Origin of the sequence: Actinoallomurus sp. CA-150999 (genome assembly GCF_050942425.1) — a bacterium.
In the GTDB taxonomy this organism is placed as follows: domain Bacteria; phylum Actinomycetota; class Actinomycetes; order Streptosporangiales; family Streptosporangiaceae; genus Actinoallomurus.
This window is the reverse complement of record NZ_CP192063.1, coordinates 10057222-10077108: the sequence shown is the minus strand read 5'-3', so window position 1 is coordinate 10077108 and position 19887 is coordinate 10057222. Positions and strand designations below refer to the sequence as shown.

18 protein-coding genes are annotated in these 19887 nt (G+C 71.0%); 10 read left to right on the top strand and 8 right to left on the bottom strand.

What is annotated here, in order from left to right; genetic code table 11:
* Window positions 1-341: 341 nt before the first annotated feature.
* From ACQP2O_RS46355 to ACQP2O_RS46345, 3 genes are all read left to right on the top strand, one after another.
* On the top strand, window positions 342-1064 hold the full coding sequence (locus ACQP2O_RS46355) for a ComF family protein (protein ID WP_433175930.1): 723 nt from the start codon (window positions 342-344) through the stop codon (window positions 1062-1064).
* 715 nt (window positions 1065-1779) lie between these two features.
* A complete protein-coding gene (gene hpf / locus ACQP2O_RS46350; protein ID WP_433175929.1) occupies window positions 1780-2463 on the top strand; it encodes a ribosome hibernation-promoting factor, HPF/YfiA family in 684 nt (227 codons plus the stop codon).
* Window positions 2464-2642: 179 nt separating this feature from the next.
* On the top strand, window positions 2643-3344 hold the full coding sequence (locus ACQP2O_RS46345; protein WP_425551308.1) for a response regulator: 702 nt from the start codon (window positions 2643-2645) through the stop codon (window positions 3342-3344).
* A gap of 174 nt (window positions 3345-3518) precedes the next feature.
* On the opposite strand, the gene ACQP2O_RS46340 is transcribed toward ACQP2O_RS46345, so the two are convergent.
* On the bottom strand, window positions 3519-4763 hold the full coding sequence (locus ACQP2O_RS46340; protein ID WP_433175927.1) for a winged helix-turn-helix domain-containing protein: 1245 nt from the start codon (window positions 4761-4763) through the stop codon (window positions 3519-3521).
* Between the two features lie 103 nt (window positions 4764-4866).
* Window positions 4867-5178 carry an HGxxPAAW family protein gene (locus ACQP2O_RS46335; RefSeq protein ID WP_433175926.1) on the bottom strand — a complete coding sequence of 104 codons (312 nt, stop codon included), beginning with the start codon at window positions 5176-5178 and terminating at the stop codon, window positions 4867-4869.
* A 244-nt stretch (window positions 5179-5422) separates the two neighbouring features.
* On the opposite strand from ACQP2O_RS46335, the gene secA reads away from it, so the two are divergent.
* Window positions 5423-8224, top strand: coding sequence for a preprotein translocase subunit SecA (gene secA, locus ACQP2O_RS46330; RefSeq protein ID WP_433175925.1), 2802 nt, complete (start codon window positions 5423-5425; stop codon window positions 8222-8224).
* A gap of 323 nt (window positions 8225-8547) precedes the next feature.
* Here the strand turns inward: secA and ACQP2O_RS46325 are convergent, their stop codons facing one another.
* Both ACQP2O_RS46325 and ACQP2O_RS46320 read right to left on the bottom strand, forming a co-directional pair.
* Window positions 8548-9345, bottom strand: coding sequence for an Rv3235 family protein (locus ACQP2O_RS46325; protein WP_433175924.1), 798 nt, complete (start codon window positions 9343-9345; stop codon window positions 8548-8550).
* Window positions 9346-9667: 322 nt separating this feature from the next.
* Entirely contained in the window at window positions 9668-10177 is a 510-nt protein-coding gene (locus tag ACQP2O_RS46320) for an RICIN domain-containing protein (protein WP_433175923.1), read from the bottom strand.
* A 200-nt stretch (window positions 10178-10377) separates the two neighbouring features.
* Between ACQP2O_RS46320 and ACQP2O_RS46315 the strand changes: the two genes are divergently transcribed.
* Complete coding sequence (locus tag ACQP2O_RS46315) at window positions 10378-11421, top strand: response regulator transcription factor (protein WP_433175922.1); 1044 nt, start codon at window positions 10378-10380, stop codon at window positions 11419-11421.
* A gap of 113 nt (window positions 11422-11534) precedes the next feature.
* Here ACQP2O_RS46315 and ACQP2O_RS46310 read toward each other — a convergent pair whose 3' ends face one another.
* Complete coding sequence (locus ACQP2O_RS46310; RefSeq protein ID WP_433175921.1) at window positions 11535-12290, bottom strand: GntR family transcriptional regulator; 756 nt, start codon at window positions 12288-12290, stop codon at window positions 11535-11537.
* A gap of 166 nt (window positions 12291-12456) precedes the next feature.
* On the opposite strand from ACQP2O_RS46310, the gene ACQP2O_RS46305 reads away from it, so the two are divergent.
* From ACQP2O_RS46305 to ptsP, 3 genes are read left to right on the top strand one after another with little or no spacing between them, the layout of a single operon-like run.
* Complete coding sequence (locus ACQP2O_RS46305) at window positions 12457-13488, top strand: SIS domain-containing protein (protein ID WP_433191380.1); 1032 nt, start codon at window positions 12457-12459, stop codon at window positions 13486-13488.
* A gap of 13 nt (window positions 13489-13501) precedes the next feature.
* Entirely contained in the window at window positions 13502-13765 is a 264-nt protein-coding gene (locus tag ACQP2O_RS46300) for an HPr family phosphocarrier protein (protein WP_433175920.1), read from the top strand.
* Window positions 13758-15419 (top strand): phosphoenolpyruvate--protein phosphotransferase, encoded by a 1662-nt coding sequence (gene ptsP / locus ACQP2O_RS46295; protein WP_433175919.1) that lies wholly within the window; start codon window positions 13758-13760, stop codon window positions 15417-15419. Before ACQP2O_RS46300 ends, ptsP begins: the two co-directional genes overlap by 8 nt.
* Before the next feature lie 425 nt (window positions 15420-15844).
* Here ptsP and ACQP2O_RS46290 read toward each other — a convergent pair whose 3' ends face one another.
* A complete protein-coding gene (locus ACQP2O_RS46290) occupies window positions 15845-16825 on the bottom strand; it encodes an NADP-dependent oxidoreductase (RefSeq protein ID WP_433175918.1) in 981 nt (326 codons plus the stop codon).
* Between the two features lie 113 nt (window positions 16826-16938).
* On the opposite strand from ACQP2O_RS46290, the gene ACQP2O_RS46285 reads away from it, so the two are divergent.
* Both ACQP2O_RS46285 and ACQP2O_RS46280 read left to right on the top strand, forming a co-directional pair.
* Window positions 16939-17529, top strand: coding sequence for a TetR/AcrR family transcriptional regulator (locus ACQP2O_RS46285; RefSeq protein WP_433175917.1), 591 nt, complete (start codon window positions 16939-16941; stop codon window positions 17527-17529).
* Between the two features lie 117 nt (window positions 17530-17646).
* A complete protein-coding gene (locus ACQP2O_RS46280) occupies window positions 17647-18354 on the top strand; it encodes an SDR family oxidoreductase (protein WP_433175916.1) in 708 nt (235 codons plus the stop codon).
* A 77-nt stretch (window positions 18355-18431) separates the two neighbouring features.
* On the opposite strand, the gene ACQP2O_RS46275 is transcribed toward ACQP2O_RS46280, so the two are convergent.
* Together ACQP2O_RS46275 and ACQP2O_RS46270 are read right to left on the bottom strand one after the other, a co-directional pair.
* Window positions 18432-19196 (bottom strand): SDR family NAD(P)-dependent oxidoreductase, encoded by a 765-nt coding sequence (locus ACQP2O_RS46275; protein WP_433175915.1) that lies wholly within the window; start codon window positions 19194-19196, stop codon window positions 18432-18434.
* 16 nt (window positions 19197-19212) lie between these two features.
* Window positions 19213-19887, bottom strand: coding sequence for a hypothetical protein (locus tag ACQP2O_RS46270; protein ID WP_433175914.1), 675 nt, complete (start codon window positions 19885-19887; stop codon window positions 19213-19215).

Sequence of the window (19887 nt, the reverse complement as noted above, 5' to 3'; positions counted from 1 at the left end):
CGCCGCTCACGCCGGGCTCTGAGGCTGTGCACATCGTGGCCGCTCACACGGGTGTGTCGGCCGGGTGGACCGGGCGGCTGCGCCGCAGGAACGCGACCGGTTTCAGTCGGTCGAGTTCGCTCACGCCCCCAAGCGTGCGCGACCGGCAGCAGTTCCGCGTCCTCGGTGGCCCGTACCACCTCGCGCTCGATCCGGCCGTGAGCCGTCTACACGACGCTCTGGCCGCTTACGCCGCCGCACCGCGCCTTTGGCCGCTCACATCCGGTGGAGGCCGCCAGCGTTGTCCACAGGCCCGCTGAGAGGGCTGGTGGTCGCCGGGCGGGCACCGGCAGGCTCGATCCGTGGGATTCCTCGGCGCCGCCCTCGATCTCGTGCTGTCCCAGCGGTGCGCCGGATGTGACGACGCCGGCGGGCCGCTGTGCGCCGCCTGCGCCGCCCTGCTCGGCGGCCCCGCCCGGGTGTGCCCGCCCCGGCCCGTGCCGCCCGGTCTGCCACGCCCCTGGGCCGTCGCGGCGTACACCGGCGCGGTGCGGCAGATGATCGTGGCGCACAAGGAGCGTGGGCGCACCGGACTGGCCCGGTCGCTCGGGGCCGGTCTCGCGGTGGCGGTCCGGGCGGCCGCCCGCGACACCGAGGGCCCCGTCCTGCTGGTGCCGGTGCCGTCCTCCCGTGCCTCCGTACGCCGCCGGGGGCACGATCCGACCCTCCGTCTCGCCCAGGTGGCCGCCGGCGAGACGGCCCGGGCGGGCACGTCCGTATCCGCCGCCCGGGCGGGCGCGTCCGTGTCCGTCGCCCGGGTGCTGGCGCACCGGCGGCGGGTCGCCGACCAGTCCGGGCTGACGGCGGCCGAGCGGGCGGCCAACCTCGCGGGCGCTCTCACGGCACGGCGCGACCTGCGGGGCGCCACGGTGATCGTGGTGGACGACGTGATCACCACCGGGGCGACGCTCGCGGAGGCGGCCCGCGCCCTGCGGGCGGCCGGCGCGCGGGTGCGCGCGGCGGCGGTCGTGGCCGCGACGCGCCGGTACGGCGAGGGGCCGGGTGATCCCGGTCACTTTCGGTAATGGATTTCCGGCCGACCTTCTCGGGCGTCCGCTCAGGCCGGTAGGGGCCGGTCGAGCCGCTCGCCGCGCGCGCCGCCCGCCCGGACCGGCCCGGATGATCACATTCCGTGGCGCGTCCGACGCGAGCGGTGGCGCGCTCTGGGCGCACCACGGCGTGCCTTACGCGAAGCGCGAAATCCGCCCGTCCGAGGCCGTCTTCAGGCCGGTCGACCACCGTGTCTCGCCTAGTGGGCGGCCGGTCCCGTCGAGGTTCCCGAATGCCGCGTCAGGGGACCGAAACGGCGTCCATCCATGACTATCCGTGGTTTTCTCCGCCCCACCCTCCTGACATTCGCCCGGAGAGGGGTTAGCGTTCCTCACATGACACCCGCCCGGGTCCGTGGTTGCGCCGAGCCTCTACAGGCCCGGCAAGCCGATGCCAGCCGCAGGCTAAACGGCCCACGTAAGGCGACTTTTTGTCGACCGATCACGGTGCGGCTTAGAGGTAAGTCCTGCCTCGCCGGGGGATCAGATGTCCTCCGGACCGGGAGAAGGGGAGTAGTGGCGAGAGCGCTGCGAGACCCTCAGCAGGCGGATGTGGGGACGAAGACCAGGTCGGCCGGGCGGGTGTTGTCCCCTAGGGATCCGGCGACCGATGACCGGATCCGAAGCAGCTACCGAGCCCGGCGTTCCCGTCGCTGACAGGTCAGCGACCGGGGAGGAGGGGGGTCCCCCAGTGGAAATCATCGTCAAGGGTCGTCACACGGATGTGAACGACCGTTTCCGCCGACACGTGGACACCAAGATCTCCAAGGTCGAGAAGCTGGACCCGAAGGTCATGCGGATCGACGTCGAGGTCTCCCAGGAGCGCAATCCCCGGCAGTCGGACCGCCGCGAGCGGGTCGAGCTCACCATCCACTCGCGCGGTCCGGTGATCCGGGCCGAGGCCGCCGCGGACGATCGTTTCGCGGCCCTCGACATGGCCATCGGCAAGCTCGAGGCGCGCCTGCGCCGCCTGAGCGACCGGCGCAAGCCGCACGGAGGCCACGGCCCCGGGCGCGCCCGCCTCGCCATGGCACTGGCGCCGGAGACCGTCGACACGGCCGTCGCCATGGCTCCGGTCGAGGCTCCGGTGACGGAGACCGCCACCGACATCGCGGACTCCTGGCGCGAGGAGGTCGCCGAGCGGCCACAGGCCGAAGAGGGCGTCGTGCCCATCTCGATGGAGGGCGACTGCCCCCTGGTGGTGCGCGAGAAGTCCCACAAGGCCCATCCCATGACGATCGACCAGGCTCTGTTCGAGATGGAGCTGGTCGGCCACGACTTCTTCCTCTTCCGAGACAAGGACTCCGGCGACGCCAGCGTGGTATACCGTCGGCGCGGCTGGGACTACGGCGTCATCCGGCTCGTCGAAGAGTGACGTTTCGAGAAGAGTGACCTGTCGAAGAGTGACCTCGCGCTTGCGCCGCGCCATCGCCTCGACCACTCTGGTCTCGGAAGCGCCCTGCGGTGGGGCGCCCAGGACTCCCCGAGCTTGATCTCAGCCCCGCGACATGCCCAGGATTTGATCATGGGCAGGCGCACCGTTTGGAGGATGAGTTGAGCGAGACCCCCGAGACTCGCGGCACGGTCGCCGGTGATCCAATCCGCGTGATGATCGTCGACGACCACGCCCTGTTCCGCCGTGGTCTGGAGATGGTGCTCGAGGATGAGGACGGCGTCGAGGTCGTCGGGCAGTGCGGTGACGGCCAGGAGGCGATCGAGCAGGTAGGCGATCTGCTGCCGGACATCGTGCTCATGGACATCCGCATGCCGCGTCGCGGTGGCATCGAGGCGTGTACCGCCATCAAGGACCAGGTGCCGAGCGCCAAGATCGTCATGCTGACGATCAGCGACGAGGAGGAGGACCTCTTCGAGGCGATCAAGGCGGGTGCCACCGGTTACCTGCTGAAGGACGTCTCGATCGACGAGGTCGCCGACGTGGTGCGGGCCGTGCACGACGGCCAGTCGTTCATCAGCCCGTCGATGGCGTCCAAGCTCATCACCGAGTTCGCGGCGTTGGCCAAGCGCGGCGAGGAGCGGCAGCAGCAGGTCCCCGCGCCCAAGCTCACCGAGCGCGAGATGGAAGTGCTCCGTCTCGTCGCTCGGGGCCTGGGCAACCGGGAGATCGCCAAGGAGCTGTTCATCTCCGAGAACACCGTGAAGAACCACATCCGCAACATCCTCGAGAAGCTCCAGCTGCACTCGCGGATGGAAGCGGTGGTCTACGCGGTACGGGAGAAGCTCCTCGAGATCAGCTGACGTCGTTTTCACAGAGATCGCCTGCGCGATGCGTGAAAAGCTTTTCGCGGTCGGCTGAGGCGGGTCGCCTTGGCGACGGCGGTCTCGGCGGTGGGCGAGAAGCTGCTCGCGATCCGCTGAGGCCGGTCGTCTTCATGGCGATGGCCCGGGCGATGCGCGAGGAGCTCTTCGGGATCAGCCGAGGCCGGTCTCCTTCAAGGCGGTGCTCAGCAGCGCGGCGAGCTCAGGCGGATCGAGGCGCTCCACGCGTACGGCGTCGCACCCGACCCAGGAGGCCGCCTCCCGCAGCGCGTCGGCCAGGTGAGCGGCGGTGCGCTCGGCGCGGGCGGGCGTGCTCACCGCCTCCGGCTCCAGGGACGCCTTGCGGACCACCAGCGTGGCGCCCTCGCGCGCCGGGTCGGCGCGGCCGATGAGTCGCCCGCCGGCGAGGAGCGGCATGGTGAAGTAGCCGTGCACGCGCTTGTCGCGCGGCACGTAGGCCTCGAGCCGATGGTCGAAGCCGAACACCCGCTGGGTGCGCTTGCGGTCCCAGACGAGCGAGTCGAACGGCGACAGCAGCGTCGTACGGTGCCGCCCGCGCGGCGGCGCGGCGGCCAGCGCCTCCGGGTGTGCCCAGGCGGCGCTCTGAGCGCCGTTGCCGCCCGCCCAGCCGGCGACCGTCACCGGGATCAGCCCGGCGGCCTCGACCGCCGTGTCCACGTCCTCACCGCGGACGCGGACATAGTCGGCCAGATCCGCCCGGGTCGCGACGCCCAGCGCCCGCGCGGCACGCCGGATGAGCGTCGTCACGCATTCGGTGTCGTCCGGATCCCACTGGCGCAGCTCGTCCGGAATCGCCCGCTCCGGCAGGTCGTACACGCGCCGCCAGCCCTCCCGCCGCGTGCACACCACCTCGCCGGTGGCCAGCAGGAACTCCGCGGCGATCTTCTGGTCCGTACGGTCGAACCACTCGCCGCCCTTCTTGGCGCCGCCCAGGCCCGTGACGGTGAGCGGCCCTTCGGCGCGCAGCCGGGCGAGGACGCCGGCGACGGCGTCCTCGGGCGTGCGGTGCCAGTGCTTGCCGCGGCGGCGGTAGTTACGCCGGCGGAAGGCGTACAGCGGCCAGTCCTCGATCGGCAGGATGCAGGCGGCGTGCGACCAGTACTCGAACGCGACGGATCCGCCCCAATAGGCCCGCTCGACGCTCGTACGCCCGACCGGGCCGAGCCGGGCGTAGGAGACGAGCTCGTGGGATCGGGCGAGCACGGAGATCGTGTCGAGCTGCACCGCGCCGAGGTGCCGGAGCGCGCCGAGCGCGCGGCGGGCGTCCGGATCGCCGCGCAGCCCGGAGACCGATGCGGGCGCGACGCGCCCGAGGAGGCCCTGCGCGTGCAACTGGATCCGACGCGCCTCATCGGCCGTCAGCTCGTGGGTCGACATGGCCCGATCGTAGGGGCCGACACCGACAAAACGCTTATGCGGGTTGACGCCTCAAGGGGACCGGCCGGGCCATCCGCACAGGAGCCCGGCCTGGGGCGACAGGTCAGCCGTGCGGGTGCGTGGCGGCCGCGTCCGTGGCGGTCGTGGTGCCCTTGGCACTCTCGACGGCCCGCGCGTGCAGCACCGCCCGGTGGGCCTCCTCGGGGATCACACGCGGAGCATCGATGATCACGTCGTCGAAGATGCGCACGATCAGGCCGATCACACCGCCGACCGCGACGATGCCGACTCCGGTCCAGAACAGCCACCACGACGGCCCGGAGACCATCGCGACACCGCCGACGGCGAACCCGATCCACATCACGATGACCGCTACCCACGAACTCGGGCGGCCTCCGTGAGAACTGCCGGCCATGTGTTTTCCTCCCCGGGGATACGCGTCCGTCGCTGAACGCGGTTCTACGTTGTGCTTTGTCGTGCGGTTCCTCGCCCAGCCAACGATAAACCCGGGGCGCGCGGCCGCTGTGGCCGAGTCCCGTGATATCGACGTCGTCCCGCTGTACGGTTGGACTCGCCTACGATGACACCGTACGGGTCGTGTATGCACCGTCGGACATGACCCCCGGCGATTCCACGAATGGTTCGAGGAGCTTCCGAGAGTGCCAGTAGTCATCGACAAGATCCTTCGCGCGGGCGAAGGCAAAGTTCTGCGCAAGCTCAAGCGGATCGCCGACCAGGTCAACTCCATCGAGGAAGACTTCGTCGACATGAGCGACGCTGAGTTGCGCGCGCTCACAGAGACGTACAAGGAGCGCCTGGCCGATGGCGAGACGCTCGACGATCTACTTCCTGAGGCGTTCGCGACCGCCCGTGAGGCCGCGAAACGCACGCTGGGCCAGCGCCACTTCGACGTGCAGGTCATGGGCGGCGCCTCGCTGCACATGGGCAACATCTCCGAGATGCGCACCGGTGAGGGCAAGACGCTGACCTGCGTGCTGCCCGCCTACCTCAACGCGCTGTCCGGCAAGGGCGTTCACGTCGTCACCGTCAACGACTACCTGGCCAAGCGCGACGCCGAGTGGATGGGCCGCGTGCACCAGTTCCTCGGCCTCGAGGTCGGAGTGATCCTGGCCGACATGACGCCGGAGGAGCGCCGCAAGGCGTACGAGGCCGACATCACGTACGGCACGAACAACGAGTTCGGCTTCGATTACCTGCGCGACAACATGGCATGGAGCCTGGACGAGTGCGTCCAGCGCGGCCACCACTTCGCGATCGTGGACGAGGTCGACTCGATCCTCATCGACGAGGCGCGGACCCCGCTGATCATTTCCGGCCCGGCCGAGCAGAACTCCAAGTGGTACGTCGAGTTCGCCAAGATCGTGCCGCGGCTCAAGAAGGCCACCGACGGCCCGGAGGGCGAGGACGGCGACTACCAGGTCGACGAGAAGAAGCGCACGGTCGGCATCCTGGAGACCGGCGTCGAGAAGGTCGAGGACTGGCTCGGCATCGACAACCTGTACGACTCGGTCAACACGCCGCTGGTCAGCTTCCTGAACAACGCGCTGAAGGCCAAGGAGCTGTACCGGAAGGATAAGGACTACATCGTCAACGCGGGCGAGGTCCTGATCGTCGACGAGTTCACCGGGCGCGTCCTGCACGGCCGTCGTTACAACGAGGGCATGCACCAGGCCATCGAGGCCAAAGAAGGCGTCACGATCAAGGACGAGAACCAGACTCTCGCCACGATCACCCTGCAGAACTTCTTCCGGCTGTACGACAAGCTCGGCGGCATGACCGGTACCGCGCAGACTGAGGCGGCCGAGTTCAACAAGATCTACAAGCTGGGCGTCATCCCGATCCCGACGAACAAGCCGATGATCCGCCAGGACGTCTCCGACGTCGTCTACAAGACGGAGCAGGCCAAGTTCGAGGCCGTGGTCGAGGACATCAAGGAGCGGCACGAGAACGGCCAGCCGGTCCTGGTCGGCACCACCTCGGTCGAGAAGTCCGAGAAGCTGTCGCGGATGCTCAAGCGGCGCGGCGTCCCGCACGAGGTGCTGAACGCCAAGTACCACGAGAAGGAAGCGATGATCGTCGCCGAGGCGGGCCGCAAGGGCGCCGTCACGGTCGCGACGAACATGGCCGGTCGAGGCACCGACATCATGCTCGGCGGCAACCCGGACCACATCGCCGACAAGGAGCTGCACACGCGCGGCCTGTCCCCGCTCGAGACTCCGGAGGAGTACGAGAAGGCCTGGCCGGATGCGATCGACAAGGCCAAGAAGGCGGTCAAGGAAGAGCACGACGAGGTCAAGGAGGCCGGCGGCCTCTACGTCCTGGCCACCGAGCGCCACGAGTCGCGCCGCATCGACAACCAGCTGCGCGGCCGGTCCGGCCGACAGGGCGACCCGGGCGAGTCCCGCTTCTACCTGTCGCTCGAGGACGACCTGATGCGGCTGTTCAACTCCGCCCGGGTCGAGGCGATCATGACCCGGCTGAACATCCCGGACGACGTCCCGATCGAATCCAAGATCGTCTCGAACGCCATCCGGTCGGCGCAGCACCAGGTAGAGCAGCAGAACTTCGAGATCCGCAAGAACGTCCTCAAGTACGACGAGGTCCTCAACCGCCAGCGCCAGGTGATCTACGCCGAGCGCCGCCAGGTCCTCGAGGGCGCCGACCTGCACGAGCAGATCGCGCGCATGGTCGACGAGGTCGTGGCCGGCTACGTCACCGCCGCCACCGCCGAGGGCTTCCCGGAGGAGTGGGACCTCGACAAGCTGTGGAAGGCGTTCAAGCAGCTCTACCCGATCTCGATCGCCGCCGACGACCTGATCGAGGAGGCCGGCGGGCAGGCCGGGCTGACCGCCGAGCTGCTCACCGAGAAGATCGGCGAGGACGCCCAGAACGCGTACGCCAAGCGCGAGGAGGAGCTCGGCAGCGAGGTGCTCCGCGAGCTGGAACGCCGCGTCATCCTGTCCGTCCTCGACCGCAAGTGGCGCGAGCACCTCTACGAGATGGACTACCTCCAGGAGGGCATCGGCCTGCGGGCGATGGCGCAGCGCGACCCGCTGGTCGAGTACCAGCGCGAGGGCTACGACATGTTCACCGCGATGCTCGAGGGCATCAAGGAGGAGTCGGTCGGCTACCTCTTCAACCTCGAGGTCGAGGTCGCCGAGGAGGACCGTGCTCCGGCGGTGGCCGGGGTCGGCGAGGCACCGGTCGAGCTGGCCGTCGCCTCCGACGAGGCGCCGGAGATCGTCGCCAAGGGCCTGGAGGAGTCCGCCCGGCCGCAGACGCTCAGCTACTCGGCGCCGACCGTCGACGGTGAGGGCGGTGTGGAGACCCACACCGAGGAGGCCGACGACGCGTTCGCCGACGTGTCGCGCAACGACCCGTGCCCCTGCGGCTCGGGCAAGAAGTACAAGCGCTGCCACGGCGACCCGAAGAACAACTGACGAACGACGACCGAACGGCCCCGGGCGACCGCCCGGGGCCGTTCGTCTTCTCCGCACGGTCTCCGACCACGAAAAACCGAGGTCCCGGAGGACGCCGGCGCGGAGACCTTCGCCGTCGCCTGCCGCGCCCGAGGCCGCTACGACCTGCGCCGGCCGGACGTGCGCGGTCGGCGAGACGGGCGCTGTGCTGGGGCGCGAGTCGGGACGCCGACCGCGGTCCTCCCGGCCGGAGCCGGGAGGAGCGGCGCCTCTCAGGACAGCGCGGCCGACGGCGACGGCCGGCCAACGGATGGCCGGCCGGCGGCCTGCATGGCATCGGGCCCTCAGGATGACGGGAGCGCTGTTTCGATGGCGGCGCAGCGCCACCGGCCGCGGCCGTGCTCCAGCCGTAGCGCGAGGGCGTGGACCCGCGGTCCGAAGGTGGCGATCGCGGTGACCTCCGCGACGCCGGGGGCGGGCGCGCAGACCCGGACCGTGCCGAGCCGCGGGACCGTCCGCGTCGGCATCCGGGCGGCGAATCCGTCCAGGTGCTCGAACAGCTCCGGCGTCGTACGGCCGGCCAGGTGGTGATAGGGGCGCAGGCCGGCCAGCACCTCCAGGACGAGCCGGGCGAGGAGCCGCGCGTCGGCGCGTACGTCGGGCCGGCCGTCGCGAACGACGCCGAGCGGCGGCCGAGCCGCACTGGTCGGCCGGGCAGCACTGGTCGGCCGGGCAGCGCCGGTCGGCTGAGCCGCGCCGGTCGGCTGGGCCGCATCGAGCGGCCGAGCGGTGCCGGGCGGTCGGGCCTCAGCACGCGGCTGGGCCTCACTGCGTGGCCGGGCCGCACCGAGTGGTCGAGCGGTGCCGGGCGGTCGGGCCTCAGCACGGGACTGGGCCTCGCCACGCGGCGGGGCCTCACCGGTCGACCGGGCCTGGTCGAGTGGTGCCGGGGCCTCGCCGTGCGGCCGAGCCGTGCCGGGTGGCCGGGCCACGCCGAGTGGTGGCCGGGTCCGGCCGGGTGGCGGGCTGGAGTCCAGGGCGACGGCGAGTGAGCCGTATACGGCGATCTCGGGGGACGGGCCGGAGCCGTACGGGATCAACCGGATCGGGGTAGAGCGGCGTGCGGGTGGGGTTCTGCGCATGACGGGCCTCCCTTGGTGACTGCCGCGCGGGGAGGGCGGCAGCCACAAAGAGGCCTGAGAAGGCCCGGTGATACGTTCTGGCCGGATCCGGCCAGCCGCGTGCTCGCTGGCGGGTGCGGTGAAGCTGCTTTCAGGATGTCATCGCGAGGCCCGGCCGGGATGTTCCCGGTCGGGGCCTTTGTCGCGTGTCAGCAGCCGGGGTCCAGCCCTTCTTCGGAGTCCGGTTCGCGGTGGGGGCACCGGCCTCGGGGCCGGTGGCGGCCATCGGCAGATCGTTGCGGGGCGAGAGATCGGCTCACGAGGGCTGCTGGAACATCGTGGGTCAGGAGAGTCTCCACTCTTGGTCGTCGCTGGCGACGCACTCCCAGTTCACGACGGCGCCCCCGGCGGCGAAGTTGCCGGCGACGACGGTGAGGCAGTGGTCGTTGACCCCGCTGACCAGCCTGTTTCCGGCGACGTGCCACTGCTGTCCGTTTGCGGCATTGCAGTCGTAGAGGTCGATGGCGGCCCCGTTGCCGCCGTTCCCGGTCCGGACATCGAGGCATTTGTTGCCGGGGAGCTTGCTCTTGATTCTTCCATTGGCGTCGAAGGTCCACCGCTGGTTGTCGGTGCCACGGCAGGGCCACAGGGTGACCAGGGCGCCGTTGCCGGTGTTGGCGTCGGCGACTTCGAGACACAGGCCGCCGGCGGCCAGGGGCTTGATGAGGACCCCGTCGTCGAGCCGCTGGGATTTCGGACGAGGCGAGGGCATCGCCGAGGCCGACGAGACCGTGCACAAGCCGCCGAGCATGGCGATGGCCGGCAGTAGCGCCAACGTGGTTGATCTGCGCATCTTGCTCTCCAATCCATTCCTGGGGGTCATCCGCCGAACTGGCGGTGATCCGCCCTGTCAGCCTCAACGCTCCCCCGAGCAGCAGGCGCGCAGGTATCCCAGGACCTTGGGGGTTGTCGCGGGTGCGAAGTCTGTGGCGCGGCAGTGAGCGATAGCGGAATGTGCCCGTCGGCCTGCGTTGCGTGGCTGATACTGGTCGGGTGAGCACTGGAGAGAGCGCGTCTGGTGTCGCGGCGATCGGTGCCGCATCGGAGGTCGGCTCCGCCATGGAGCTGGGCACGGTGATCTCGCGGTGGATCGGGCAGGTGATACCGCACGAGGGGTACATGCTCGCCGCAGTGGACCCGGTCACCGGCGCCGGGTGCTTCCTGGCAAGAGAGCACGGCTACAGTCCAGCGGCAGCCCGCCGACTGACCCGCATCCGGCCGGATGGCGACCATCCCGTTCCCTTCGAGCAGTTGGTGAAGGGTCCGTGCCGGGTGGGTGTCCTCAACACTGACGCTCCCGGCCAGCGCCGCAACGCCGCGATGCGTGCGGTGATGGCCGACCAGGGTGTCGGTAGCGAGTTGCGTATCGCGCTGGTCGAGGCGGGAACCACCTGGGGCGGGCTGGTCCTGCTTCGCCCCCGGGGAGCCCGGCCGTTCTCAGTGGCCGAGGCAGCCCGCGCCCAGCGGCTCGGCCGGGATGTCGTCGCCGCGATGAGACGCTATGCGACGGGCGCGCCGCCGGAGCCCAGCAGGCTCGACCGACCACCGGGTGTGCTCGTCGTCGGAGCCGACGAGACGATCGTGGCGGCCACACCGTCGGTACGCGCGTGGATCGGCGAGTTGGAGACCTTGCCCGCCCCCGCACTCGCTGCGCCGCACATACCGATGGAAAGCACCATCTGGAACCTCACCCAGGCCGCGCGCCACCCGGATACGCCCGCGCTCACCCGCATCCCCACCAGGCACGGCTGGATCGTCTTGCGCGCGCAGCCTATGACCGGTGAGGAAAAGAGCGCGGTGGCGGTGACGATCCAACCGGCCACCGGTACCGAACTGCTGCCGGCGATGGCGCTCTGGCACGGCCTGACCCCCAGGGAACGCGCGGTCATCGACCGCGTCCTTGAGGGGCAGGCCACCAAACAGATCGCCCGGCGTCTGGGAATGTCGCCCCACACCGTCAATGACCACTTCAAATCGATCTACCGCAAGATCGGTGTGTGTGCACGCGAGGAACTCATCGCCAGATTCCTCGGCTGATTCACGCGGGTCGACTCGATCTCCAGCGCCCGGTCACCGAGCCCGGACTTCGCGGCGGTTGCCGCGGCGACACCGGCGAACCGCAGGGGTCGCATGACCCGTTCGGGATCGCGTCAGCGGCGCGACGCCGGGTGGTTGCGCCGGGGGATCTCCAGGGCGCCGCGCAGTTGGTAGCGGTCGGCGCGGTAGGTCGACACGGCGAGCTCGACGCACGTGCCGTTCATGAACGACCGGCGCTGGAGCAGGAGGACCGCGCTGCCGCGGGGCAGGTCGAGGAGCCGGGCGTCGGCGGCGTCCGCCAGGCCCGCCTCGATGGTCTGCTCACCCGCGTCGAAGACCACCCCGAAGCGCTTCTCCAGGACGTCGTACAGCGAGGCGTCGCCCAGGGGGGTGTCGAGCAGGCCCGGCGCCACGGTGGCCGGGATCTGGGAGCGCTCCACCGCCATCGGCTCCCCGTCGGCGGTGCGCAGGCGCTCGATGACGTGGACGCCGGTGCCCACCGGGATGCCGAAGACCCGGGCGAGGTTGGCGTTGGCCTGCACGGTGCGGTGGTCGAGGTCGCGGGCGCCGGGTTCGAGGCCGCGGGCCCGCATGTCCTCGGTGAAGGAGACGAGTCGCAGCGGCATCTCGATCTTCGGTCGCGCGACGAACGTGCCCTTGCCGGGGACCCGGTACAGCCGGCCCTCGGTGACCAGGTGGTCGACCGCCTGGCGGACCGTCATCCGCGACAGCCCGAACCGCTGGCAGAGCTCGCGCTCCGACGGGATCGGAGCGTCGACGGGCAACTCCGCGTCGTCGATCAGCTCGAGGAGGATGCCGCGAAGCTGGAAGTACTTCGGAACGGGGCTGGTGGGGTCGATCTTCCCCATTGGGTACCTCTGGCAGGGATGTCGGGGGTTGAAGTATGGTTCAGACTGGTCTAGTCCGGACTAGACCACATGTCAGATCCCACTGTCAATGCAGGTCAGGGCTACGAAGCCGTAACGACAAGATCACAGGCGGAAAGATGGGAAAGTTCTGGTGAGCACCTCACGCATGCGTTCGGAGATCGGCGAGCAGCCCGCCGCCCTCCGCGCCACCCTCGACGCACTGCTTCCCCGGATGCCCGAGATCGGCCTGTTGGCGCAGGACACCCGCCAGGTGCTGTTCATCGCGCGCGGCTCCTCGGACAACGCCGCCGTCTACGGCAGCTACCTGATCCAGACGCACGCCGGGCGACTGGCGACCCTCGCCTCGCCGTCGGTGGCCACGACCTACAAGAAGCGGATCGACCTGTCCGGGGTCCTCGCGGTCGCGATCAGCCAGTCGGGCAAGACCGAGGAGATCGTCGAGTCGCTGGACTGGGCCGCCGACTGCGGCGCCCGTACGATCGCCGTCACCAACGGCGAAGGGTCGCCGCTGGCGGAGGCCGCGCAGGTCGCGCTGGTCACGAAGGCCGGTGACGAAGTCGCGGTGCCCGCGACCAAGACCTACACCACCCAGCTGGCGGCGCTGGCCGTGCTCGGCATCGCGCTCGGGGCGGACGTGGACGTCGCGGACCTGCGCCGCGCGCCCGACGAGGTCGAGCGGCTCATCGCGGCCACCGAGGACTCCGGCAACCTGGCCCCGATCGTCGACGGGCTCTCGGGCGTCCCGGGAGTGGTGGTCTCCGGGCGCGGCATCGCGTACGGCACCGCCCTCGAGCTGGCCCTCAAGCTGAAGGAGGCGTGCTACCTGCACGCGATGGGCCTGTCCTACGCCGACCTGCTGCACGGCCCGATCGCCGTGGTCGACGACGAGACGCCGGCGCTCCTGGTCGCCGCCGACTCCGGCCCGACGCTGGCCGGCACGGTCGCCCTGGCCGAGCGGGTCGTCGCGGCCGGCGCGCGGGCGTACGGCGTCGGAGGCGGCAGCGCCCTGTCCGAAGCAACCTCATGTGCACTACCTGGTCCGGATCTGCCAGAGTGGGTATCGCCCCTTGCCTTGATCGTGCCCGGCCAGCTGCTAACGGAGGCGCTGGCTCGCGGGCTCGGCATCGACCCCGATGTCCCGCGCGGTCTCGACAAGGTCACTCAGACGGATCAATGATCGGGAGGACCACATGGCCGAGCGCCGTGTCCGGGTCGAGACGAAGGTAGGGCTACACGCCCGGCCGGCCGCGCTGTTCGTCCAGGCGGCGACGAGGACGCCCCTGGACGTCACCGTCGCCAAGCCGGGCAAGGACCCGGTCAACGCCAAGAGCATCCTGTCCGTTCTCGCCCTTGACGCCCAGCAGGGCGAGGAGATCGTGATCAAGGCGGACGGCGACGGCGCCGACGCCGTGCTCGACGAGCTGGCGGGATTGGTGACCGAGCCGAGTGCCTGACGCCCTGCGCGGCACCGGGGTCAGCCCCGGCGTCGCGGCCGGGCCGGTGCGGTCGATCTCCGGGGCCGTGCCCGAACCACCCGCCGGCGAACGTCACACGGGTGACGCCGCCGCCGAACGCGCGCGTGCGCTCGCGGCGCTGGACGCCGTCGGCGCCGACCTGGAGGAGCGCGGCGCGCGTGCGGGCGGCGAGGCGCAGGAGGTCCTGGACGCCCAGGCCATGATGGCCCGTGACCCGGGGCTCGCCGACCTGGTCACCGGGAAGATCGACGATGGCGTGTCGGCGCCGCGCGCGGTGTACGACGCGTTCGGCGTCTTCCGCGCGACGCTGGTCGGCGCGGGAGAGTACATGGCGGCCCGGGTCGCCGACCTCGACGACATCCGGGACCGGGCCGTCGCGGTCCTCCTGGGCGTGCCGGCGCCGGGCGTGCCCGACTCCGAGGAGCCGTTCGTCCTGGTCGCGCGAGACCTCGCCCCGGCCGACACCGCCCTGCTCGACCCGGCCAAGGTCCTGGGGTTCGTCACCCGGGACGGCGGGCCGACCAGCCACACCGCGATCCTCGCCCGCGCGATGGGCGTGCCGGCGGTGGTCGCCTGCTTCGGCTGCATGGACCTGCCCGACGGCACGGTCGTGCTCGTCGACGGAGCCTCCGGAGAGGTGCACCTGGACCCCGCCGACGAGGAGATCGCGGTCGCCCGGGCGGCGGCCGAAGCGCGGGCGGTCGTACTCGACGGGGCGACCGGCCCCGGTACCACCGCCGACGGACACCGCATCCCGCTGCTCGCCAATGTCGGCGGGCCGAAGGACGTCGAGGCCGCCCTGGCCCGCGGGGCCGAGGGCGTCGGACTGTTCCGCACCGAGTTCCTCTTCCTGGGCCGTACGACGGCGCCCTCGGAGGAGGAGCAGGAGGCGGCCTACCGGGCCGTGCTGGAGGCGTTCCCGAGCGTCGTGGTCCGGACGCTCGACGCCGGGGCCGACAAGCCCCTCGCCTTCCTGCCGCCGCCGGGCGACGAGCCCAACCCGGCGCTCGGCGAACGCGGCCTGCGGCTCTTCCAGGACCACCCCGGCGTGCTGGAGGGCCAACTGCGCGCCCTCGCCCGCGCCGCCGAGGGCCTGGACGTCGAGCTCAGCGTGATGGCCCCGATGGTGGCCGACGCCGCGGAGACCCGCGCCTTCGCCGCGGCCTGCCGCACGGCCGGCCTGCCCCGCGCCGGCATCATGATCGAGGTCCCGGCCGCCGCGCTCCGAGCGGCGGACCTCGCGGCCGAGGCCGACTTCTTCAGCCTCGGCACCAACGACCTAGCCCAGTACACCTTCGCCGCGGACCGGCAGATTGGCGCGCTGGCCCGGTTCCAGGACCCCTGGCAGCCCGCACTCCTCGACCTCGTGGCCATGGCCGCCCAAGCGGCGGCGGACGCGGGCAAGAGCTGCGGCGTCTGCGGCGAGGCCGCCGGCGACCCGGCACTGGCCTGCGTGCTGGTCGGCCTGGGCGTGACGTCCCTGTCGATGAGCGCCCCGTCCCTGCCCCACGTACGCGCCGCCCTGGCCGCCCACACTTTGGACCAGTGCCGCCGCGCCGCCGACGCCGCCCGCCGCGCCACGGACGCCGACGGCACCAGGGAGGCCGCCCGGACGGAACTCCCGGGCCTGTAGCCGGGCGGAGGGCCGACCTATGCGTCGCCGCCTCGCCAGGCGTACGAGCCTTGGTGTTCTTGACGTCGGTATTGACGGCCGGCTCGGGACATCCCGGGACATCTGCCGTCCATGTCGACGGCAGAGTGTCCACGGCGACGGCATGGTGTCCATCGGATGGGGGCGATCAGCCATCCCGCCGGCGGTCCACACAGCTCTCGGAAAGCCTCCCGAAGCGCAGCCACCTCGGGTACGTGCGCGGCCTCCACGGTGTCGATGACCTCTGCGGCGCGCCAATATTCGACGGTATGAGAACGCCGCTCGTGACGGCTGTCAGCGTGTCGTGGGCGGCCTCATCCGACCGGTCAGCGGCGACCAACGCCAGAGAAGGGCCCAGCCGTGCGGTTCCTCCGGGCCGCCGTATTTGTCGTATTCGACCGCGCGCATCACCGGGCCGCCTCCGCGTCCACGATGACGACCCGCTTGCCGCGGGTATGGGAGCCTGCCAGGTCTCGGTAGGCCCGCACCGCGTCGCTCAGCGGGTAGGTCCGGGTCACCCGGTCGGGCAGGGTGCCGTCGAGGGCGTGGGCGGCGATCGTGGCCATCGTGTCCGACTTGAGCTCGCTGGCGCCCATCACCGTGGTCACCGCGGGGTGGCTCGGCGTGCCCGGCGTGGTGCTGAGCAGGCGTCCGCCGGGGCGCAGCGCCCTGGTCGCCGTGATCACGTCCTCGCTCGTCAGCGCCAGGTTCACCACCGCGTCGACGCCCTGGGGGTGACGGTGTAGGACCTCCTCGACCAGGTCCGTCTCCAGGTAGTCGATCATCTCGGCGGCTCCCATGCCGCGCACGTACTCCTCGTCCTCCGCGGTTCCGGTGGCGATCACCGTGACCTGCTCGTCCAGCAGCGGCACGACGACGCTGCCGACGCCGCCCGGCGCGCCGATCACCAGGACCGTCTCGCCCGGCTGGAACCGTCCGAGGTTCAGCACGGCCAGCCCGGTCATGCCCGTACTCGGCAGGGCGGCCGCCACGGCGGCGTTCAGCTTCGGCGGTCTCTTCGCCAGGTACGGGCCGGCCTGGAAGACCGCGTACTCGGCCAGTGCTCCGGAGGTGACGGCGGGGATCCCCATACCGGAGGCGAACGACGGGGGCATCCCGAACCCGAACACGTCATCGCCGACCTCGAACCCCTCCGTCCCGGGGCCGAGCATGGTCACCGTGCCGGCGACGTCGATGCCCGGGACGAACGGGAAGTCCAGCGAGGCCATCTCCCGGAAGGTGCCGGCGGTCATCAGCAGGTCGGCGGGGTTGAGCGAGGCGGCGGTCACCCGGACCTGGAGCTGTCCGGGACCGGGCTCGGGAATCGGCAGGTCCTCGATGGCGAACGAATCGGGCGCACCGTACGCCCGGACGACCAGAGCTTTCATGATCACCCTTTCAGCGAGACACTTTGTCCCGTGAGATGCATGTTGTCCGGGGCCGTACGGGATGACCAGTCTCAGCCTCGCTGTTCTGTCTCAAGCTGGACAAGGAGTCGAAAATGTCTCAGGAGAACGTCCGGGTCCGGCGCACGCGCACGCTGCTCAGGCAGGCGCTGATCGAGCTCATCGAGGAGCGCGGGTTCGAGCGGGTCACGGTCGGCCAGATCACCGAGCGGGCGATGGTGAGCAGGGCCGCCTTCTACCGCAACTACCGCGACAAGTACCAGCTCGTGGAGCAGATCTTCGAAGAGGCCATGGCCGAGGTACGAGGCGCCATGACCGACGGCCCGGACACTCCCGCGCTCGAGCGATGGACCGGATTCTTCGAACACGTCGCCCGGTACCACCGCCTCTACGGTGCGCTGCTGGGCAGGAACGGCAGCAGCTGGTTCGCCGACAGGATGCGGGCGACCCTCGCCGGCATGGCCGCCGACCACCTGCCCCAGTCCGCAGACGACCTGGTCCCCACCCTCTTGGCGGGGATGCATCTCCAGGCCATCACGTGGTGGCTGGGCACCGGCAGATCCCTGCCGCCGGAGGAGATCGCCGTACGGACGGCCAGGCTCGCCGCCGCCCTCATCGTCGAGGCCAACGCCGACGATGAGGCGACGGCACTGAACGCCGACATCCCGACGAAGGAGTCGACATGACCGCCCGGGCCGCCATCCCCAGGTCAGGTCGGCAGGGAACGTTATGGCGATAAAGCCGGTCGTGGCATAGTGCGCTGTCGGGCAGTCGCGAACGAGGACTGAGTCAGGGGAGTGGACGTGCGGATTCAGGGGGCGACGGCGCTGGTGACCGGCGCGAACCGGGGGCTGGGACAGGTGATGGCCCGGATGCTCCTGCAACGCGGCGCGCAGCGGGTCTACGCGGGGGCACGCGACCCGCGGACGGTCGTCGAGCCCGGCGTCATTCCGGTCCCCCTCGACGTAACGGATCCTGCCCAGGTGGCCGCGGCGACCGAGACGTGCGCTGATGTGTCCTTGCTGGTCAACAACGCCGGAGTGCTGACCGACAGCCCCCTGCTGGCCGCACCCGGGCTGGATGCCGCCAGAACGGAAATGGAGGTCAACTACTTCGGGACGCTCGCCATGTGCCGCGCCTTCGCACCGCTTCTCACCCGCAACGGGAACGGCGCCATCGTCAACGTGCTGTCCATCGCGAGCTGGTTCACCAATCCGGCGATGGGCTCGTACTCCGCTTCCAAAGCCGCCGCCTGGGCCATGACCAACGGAATCCGCAGCGAACTCCACGACACGGGAATCCTCGTGGTCGGCGTACATTGCGGTTACATCGACACGGACATGGCCCGCCATGTCACCGGCGCCAAGAACACCCCGGAATCGATCGCCTCACAGGTGTTCGACGCCGTTGAGGCGGGCCGGACAGAGGTCCTCGCCGACGAACGGACCCGACAGGTCAAGGCGGCCCTGCACCTCGCTCCCGGCGAGACGGCTCCCGCCCCGCGCCCGTAGCGCGCCTCTCTCGCCTCACCGCTGTGCTGGGCGCAGCAGCTGTGCCCCGACCGTGCCGGGGGCGCCCTCCAAGGTCTTCAGCCGGTGATCCGGCCGCCGGAGACGTCGATGGTGAGCCCGGTCAGCCAGGAGGCGGCGTCGGAGGCGAGGAACAGGGCGGTCTGGGCGACGTCGTCGGTGGTGCCGATGCGGCCCAGCGGGTGCAGCGCGGCGACCTTCTCGCGTACCTCGGCGGGCATGTGGGCTTCGACCTTCTCGGTGGCGATGGTCGACGGCGCGATGCAGTTGACGCGGACTCCGCGCGGCCCGACCTCGGCGGCCAGGTGGCGGGTGAGCATGACCAGCCCGGCGTTGGCGACGCCGTAGGCGAGGTTGGCCTGGCTCGGCTGACGTCCCGCGGCCGAGGACATCGTCAGGATCGTGCCGCGGCCGCGTTCGAGCATGCCCGGGAGGAACGCCTTGACGGTCAGGAAGGCCGAGGTGAGGTCGGAGTCGAGGACCTCGCGCCAGCGCTCTTCGGTGAGGTCCGGGGAGGCGACGGGCATGCCCTGCCCGCCGGCGAAGGCGGCCAGCACGTCCACCGGGCCGAGCCGGGACTCGACCCGGTCGCGTACGGCCTCCAGGGCCGTCGCGTCCGTGACGTCGGCCACCGCGTCGATCGCGGTGCCGCCGTCCTCGGTGATGGCGGCGACGACCGAGGCGAGGGCGTCCTCGTCGCGTCCGACGACGCAGACCTCGGCCCGCTGGGCGGCGAAGGCCCGGGCGGTCCGGGCGCCGATGCCGCGCGACCCGCCGGTGACGACGACGACCTTGTCGGCAAGGTCCGGATAGGTGGCGATCATGGGGCGAGTCTCCTTATCACTGGTGGCGGGAGGGGCGGGTGCGCGGGAGCAGGGCGGCGACGGCCACCAGCCAGAGCAGCCCGCCGAAGCGGACGATCGGCAGCAGAGGCGCGACGGACATGGTCGCCAGGGTGAAGATGGACAGCATCCCGGCGACGGCCAGCACGAGGCCCACGATGGTCAGGGCACGCGGCAGCAGCCCGGTGAACAGGCCGGTCACCGAGATCCCCGCGATGAGCATGGCGAACGTCACCACGTAGGCCGGGCCGCCGGCCAGGAAGGACAGGTCGGCGAGGGCCCGGGCCAGCGCCGGGTCGGCCTTGGCCGGCAGGCGGCCGCCGCTCCAGCCGGACATCGCGCTCAGCGTCAGCGCGCCGGACGACAGCACGCCGCCGACGAGGGTGATGGCCGACCCGGGCGCGGTGATGCCGAGGGCCCGGAGCCGCCGGTAGAGCACCGCCGCCGTGAGAGCGAGGGGGACGGCGGAGGCGAACAGCAGGAGAGCCCCCACCTTGATCGCGGTGCCGTGGGCGCGTGCGTAGTCGAGGACCGCGAGTCCGGAGGCGTCCGGATGCGGCGTGGCCCGGTTGGCGACGACGTAGCCGATGGTCAGCGCGGTGAAGGCGAGGACGGGGGCGAGCAATGGGGGACCGGCCTGTGGCCGGCGACCGGTGACGGGGGCGGTGGTCAT

Excerpts from the sequence above, each read along its gene's own strand:
- ACQP2O_RS46340 (WP_433175927.1), bottom strand. The coding sequence starts at position 4,763 with ATGTCGACCCACGAGCTGACGGCCGATGAGGCGCGTCGGATCCAGTTG.
- ACQP2O_RS46335 (WP_433175926.1), bottom strand. The coding sequence starts at position 5,178 with ATGGCCGGCAGTTCTCACGGAGGCCGCCCGAGTTCGTGGGTAGCGGTC.
- ACQP2O_RS46325 (WP_433175924.1), bottom strand. The coding sequence starts at position 9,345 with ATGCGCAGAACCCCACCCGCACGCCGCTCTACCCCGATCCGGTTGATC.
- ACQP2O_RS46320 (WP_433175923.1), bottom strand. The coding sequence starts at position 10,177 with ATGCGCAGATCAACCACGTTGGCGCTACTGCCGGCCATCGCCATGCTC.
- ACQP2O_RS46310 (WP_433175921.1), bottom strand. The coding sequence starts at position 12,290 with ATGGGGAAGATCGACCCCACCAGCCCCGTTCCGAAGTACTTCCAGCTT.
- ACQP2O_RS46305 (WP_433191380.1), top strand. The coding sequence starts at position 12,457 with ATGCGTTCGGAGATCGGCGAGCAGCCCGCCGCCCTCCGCGCCACCCTC.
- ACQP2O_RS46300 (WP_433175920.1), top strand. The coding sequence starts at position 13,502 with ATGGCCGAGCGCCGTGTCCGGGTCGAGACGAAGGTAGGGCTACACGCC.
- ACQP2O_RS46290 (WP_433175918.1), bottom strand. The coding sequence starts at position 16,825 with ATGAAAGCTCTGGTCGTCCGGGCGTACGGTGCGCCCGATTCGTTCGCC.
- ACQP2O_RS46285 (WP_433175917.1), top strand. The coding sequence starts at position 16,939 with ATGTCTCAGGAGAACGTCCGGGTCCGGCGCACGCGCACGCTGCTCAGG.
- ACQP2O_RS46275 (WP_433175915.1), bottom strand. The coding sequence starts at position 19,196 with ATGATCGCCACCTATCCGGACCTTGCCGACAAGGTCGTCGTCGTCACC.
- ACQP2O_RS46270 (WP_433175914.1), bottom strand. The coding sequence starts at position 19,887 with ATGACCACCGCCCCCGTCACCGGTCGCCGGCCACAGGCCGGTCCCCCA.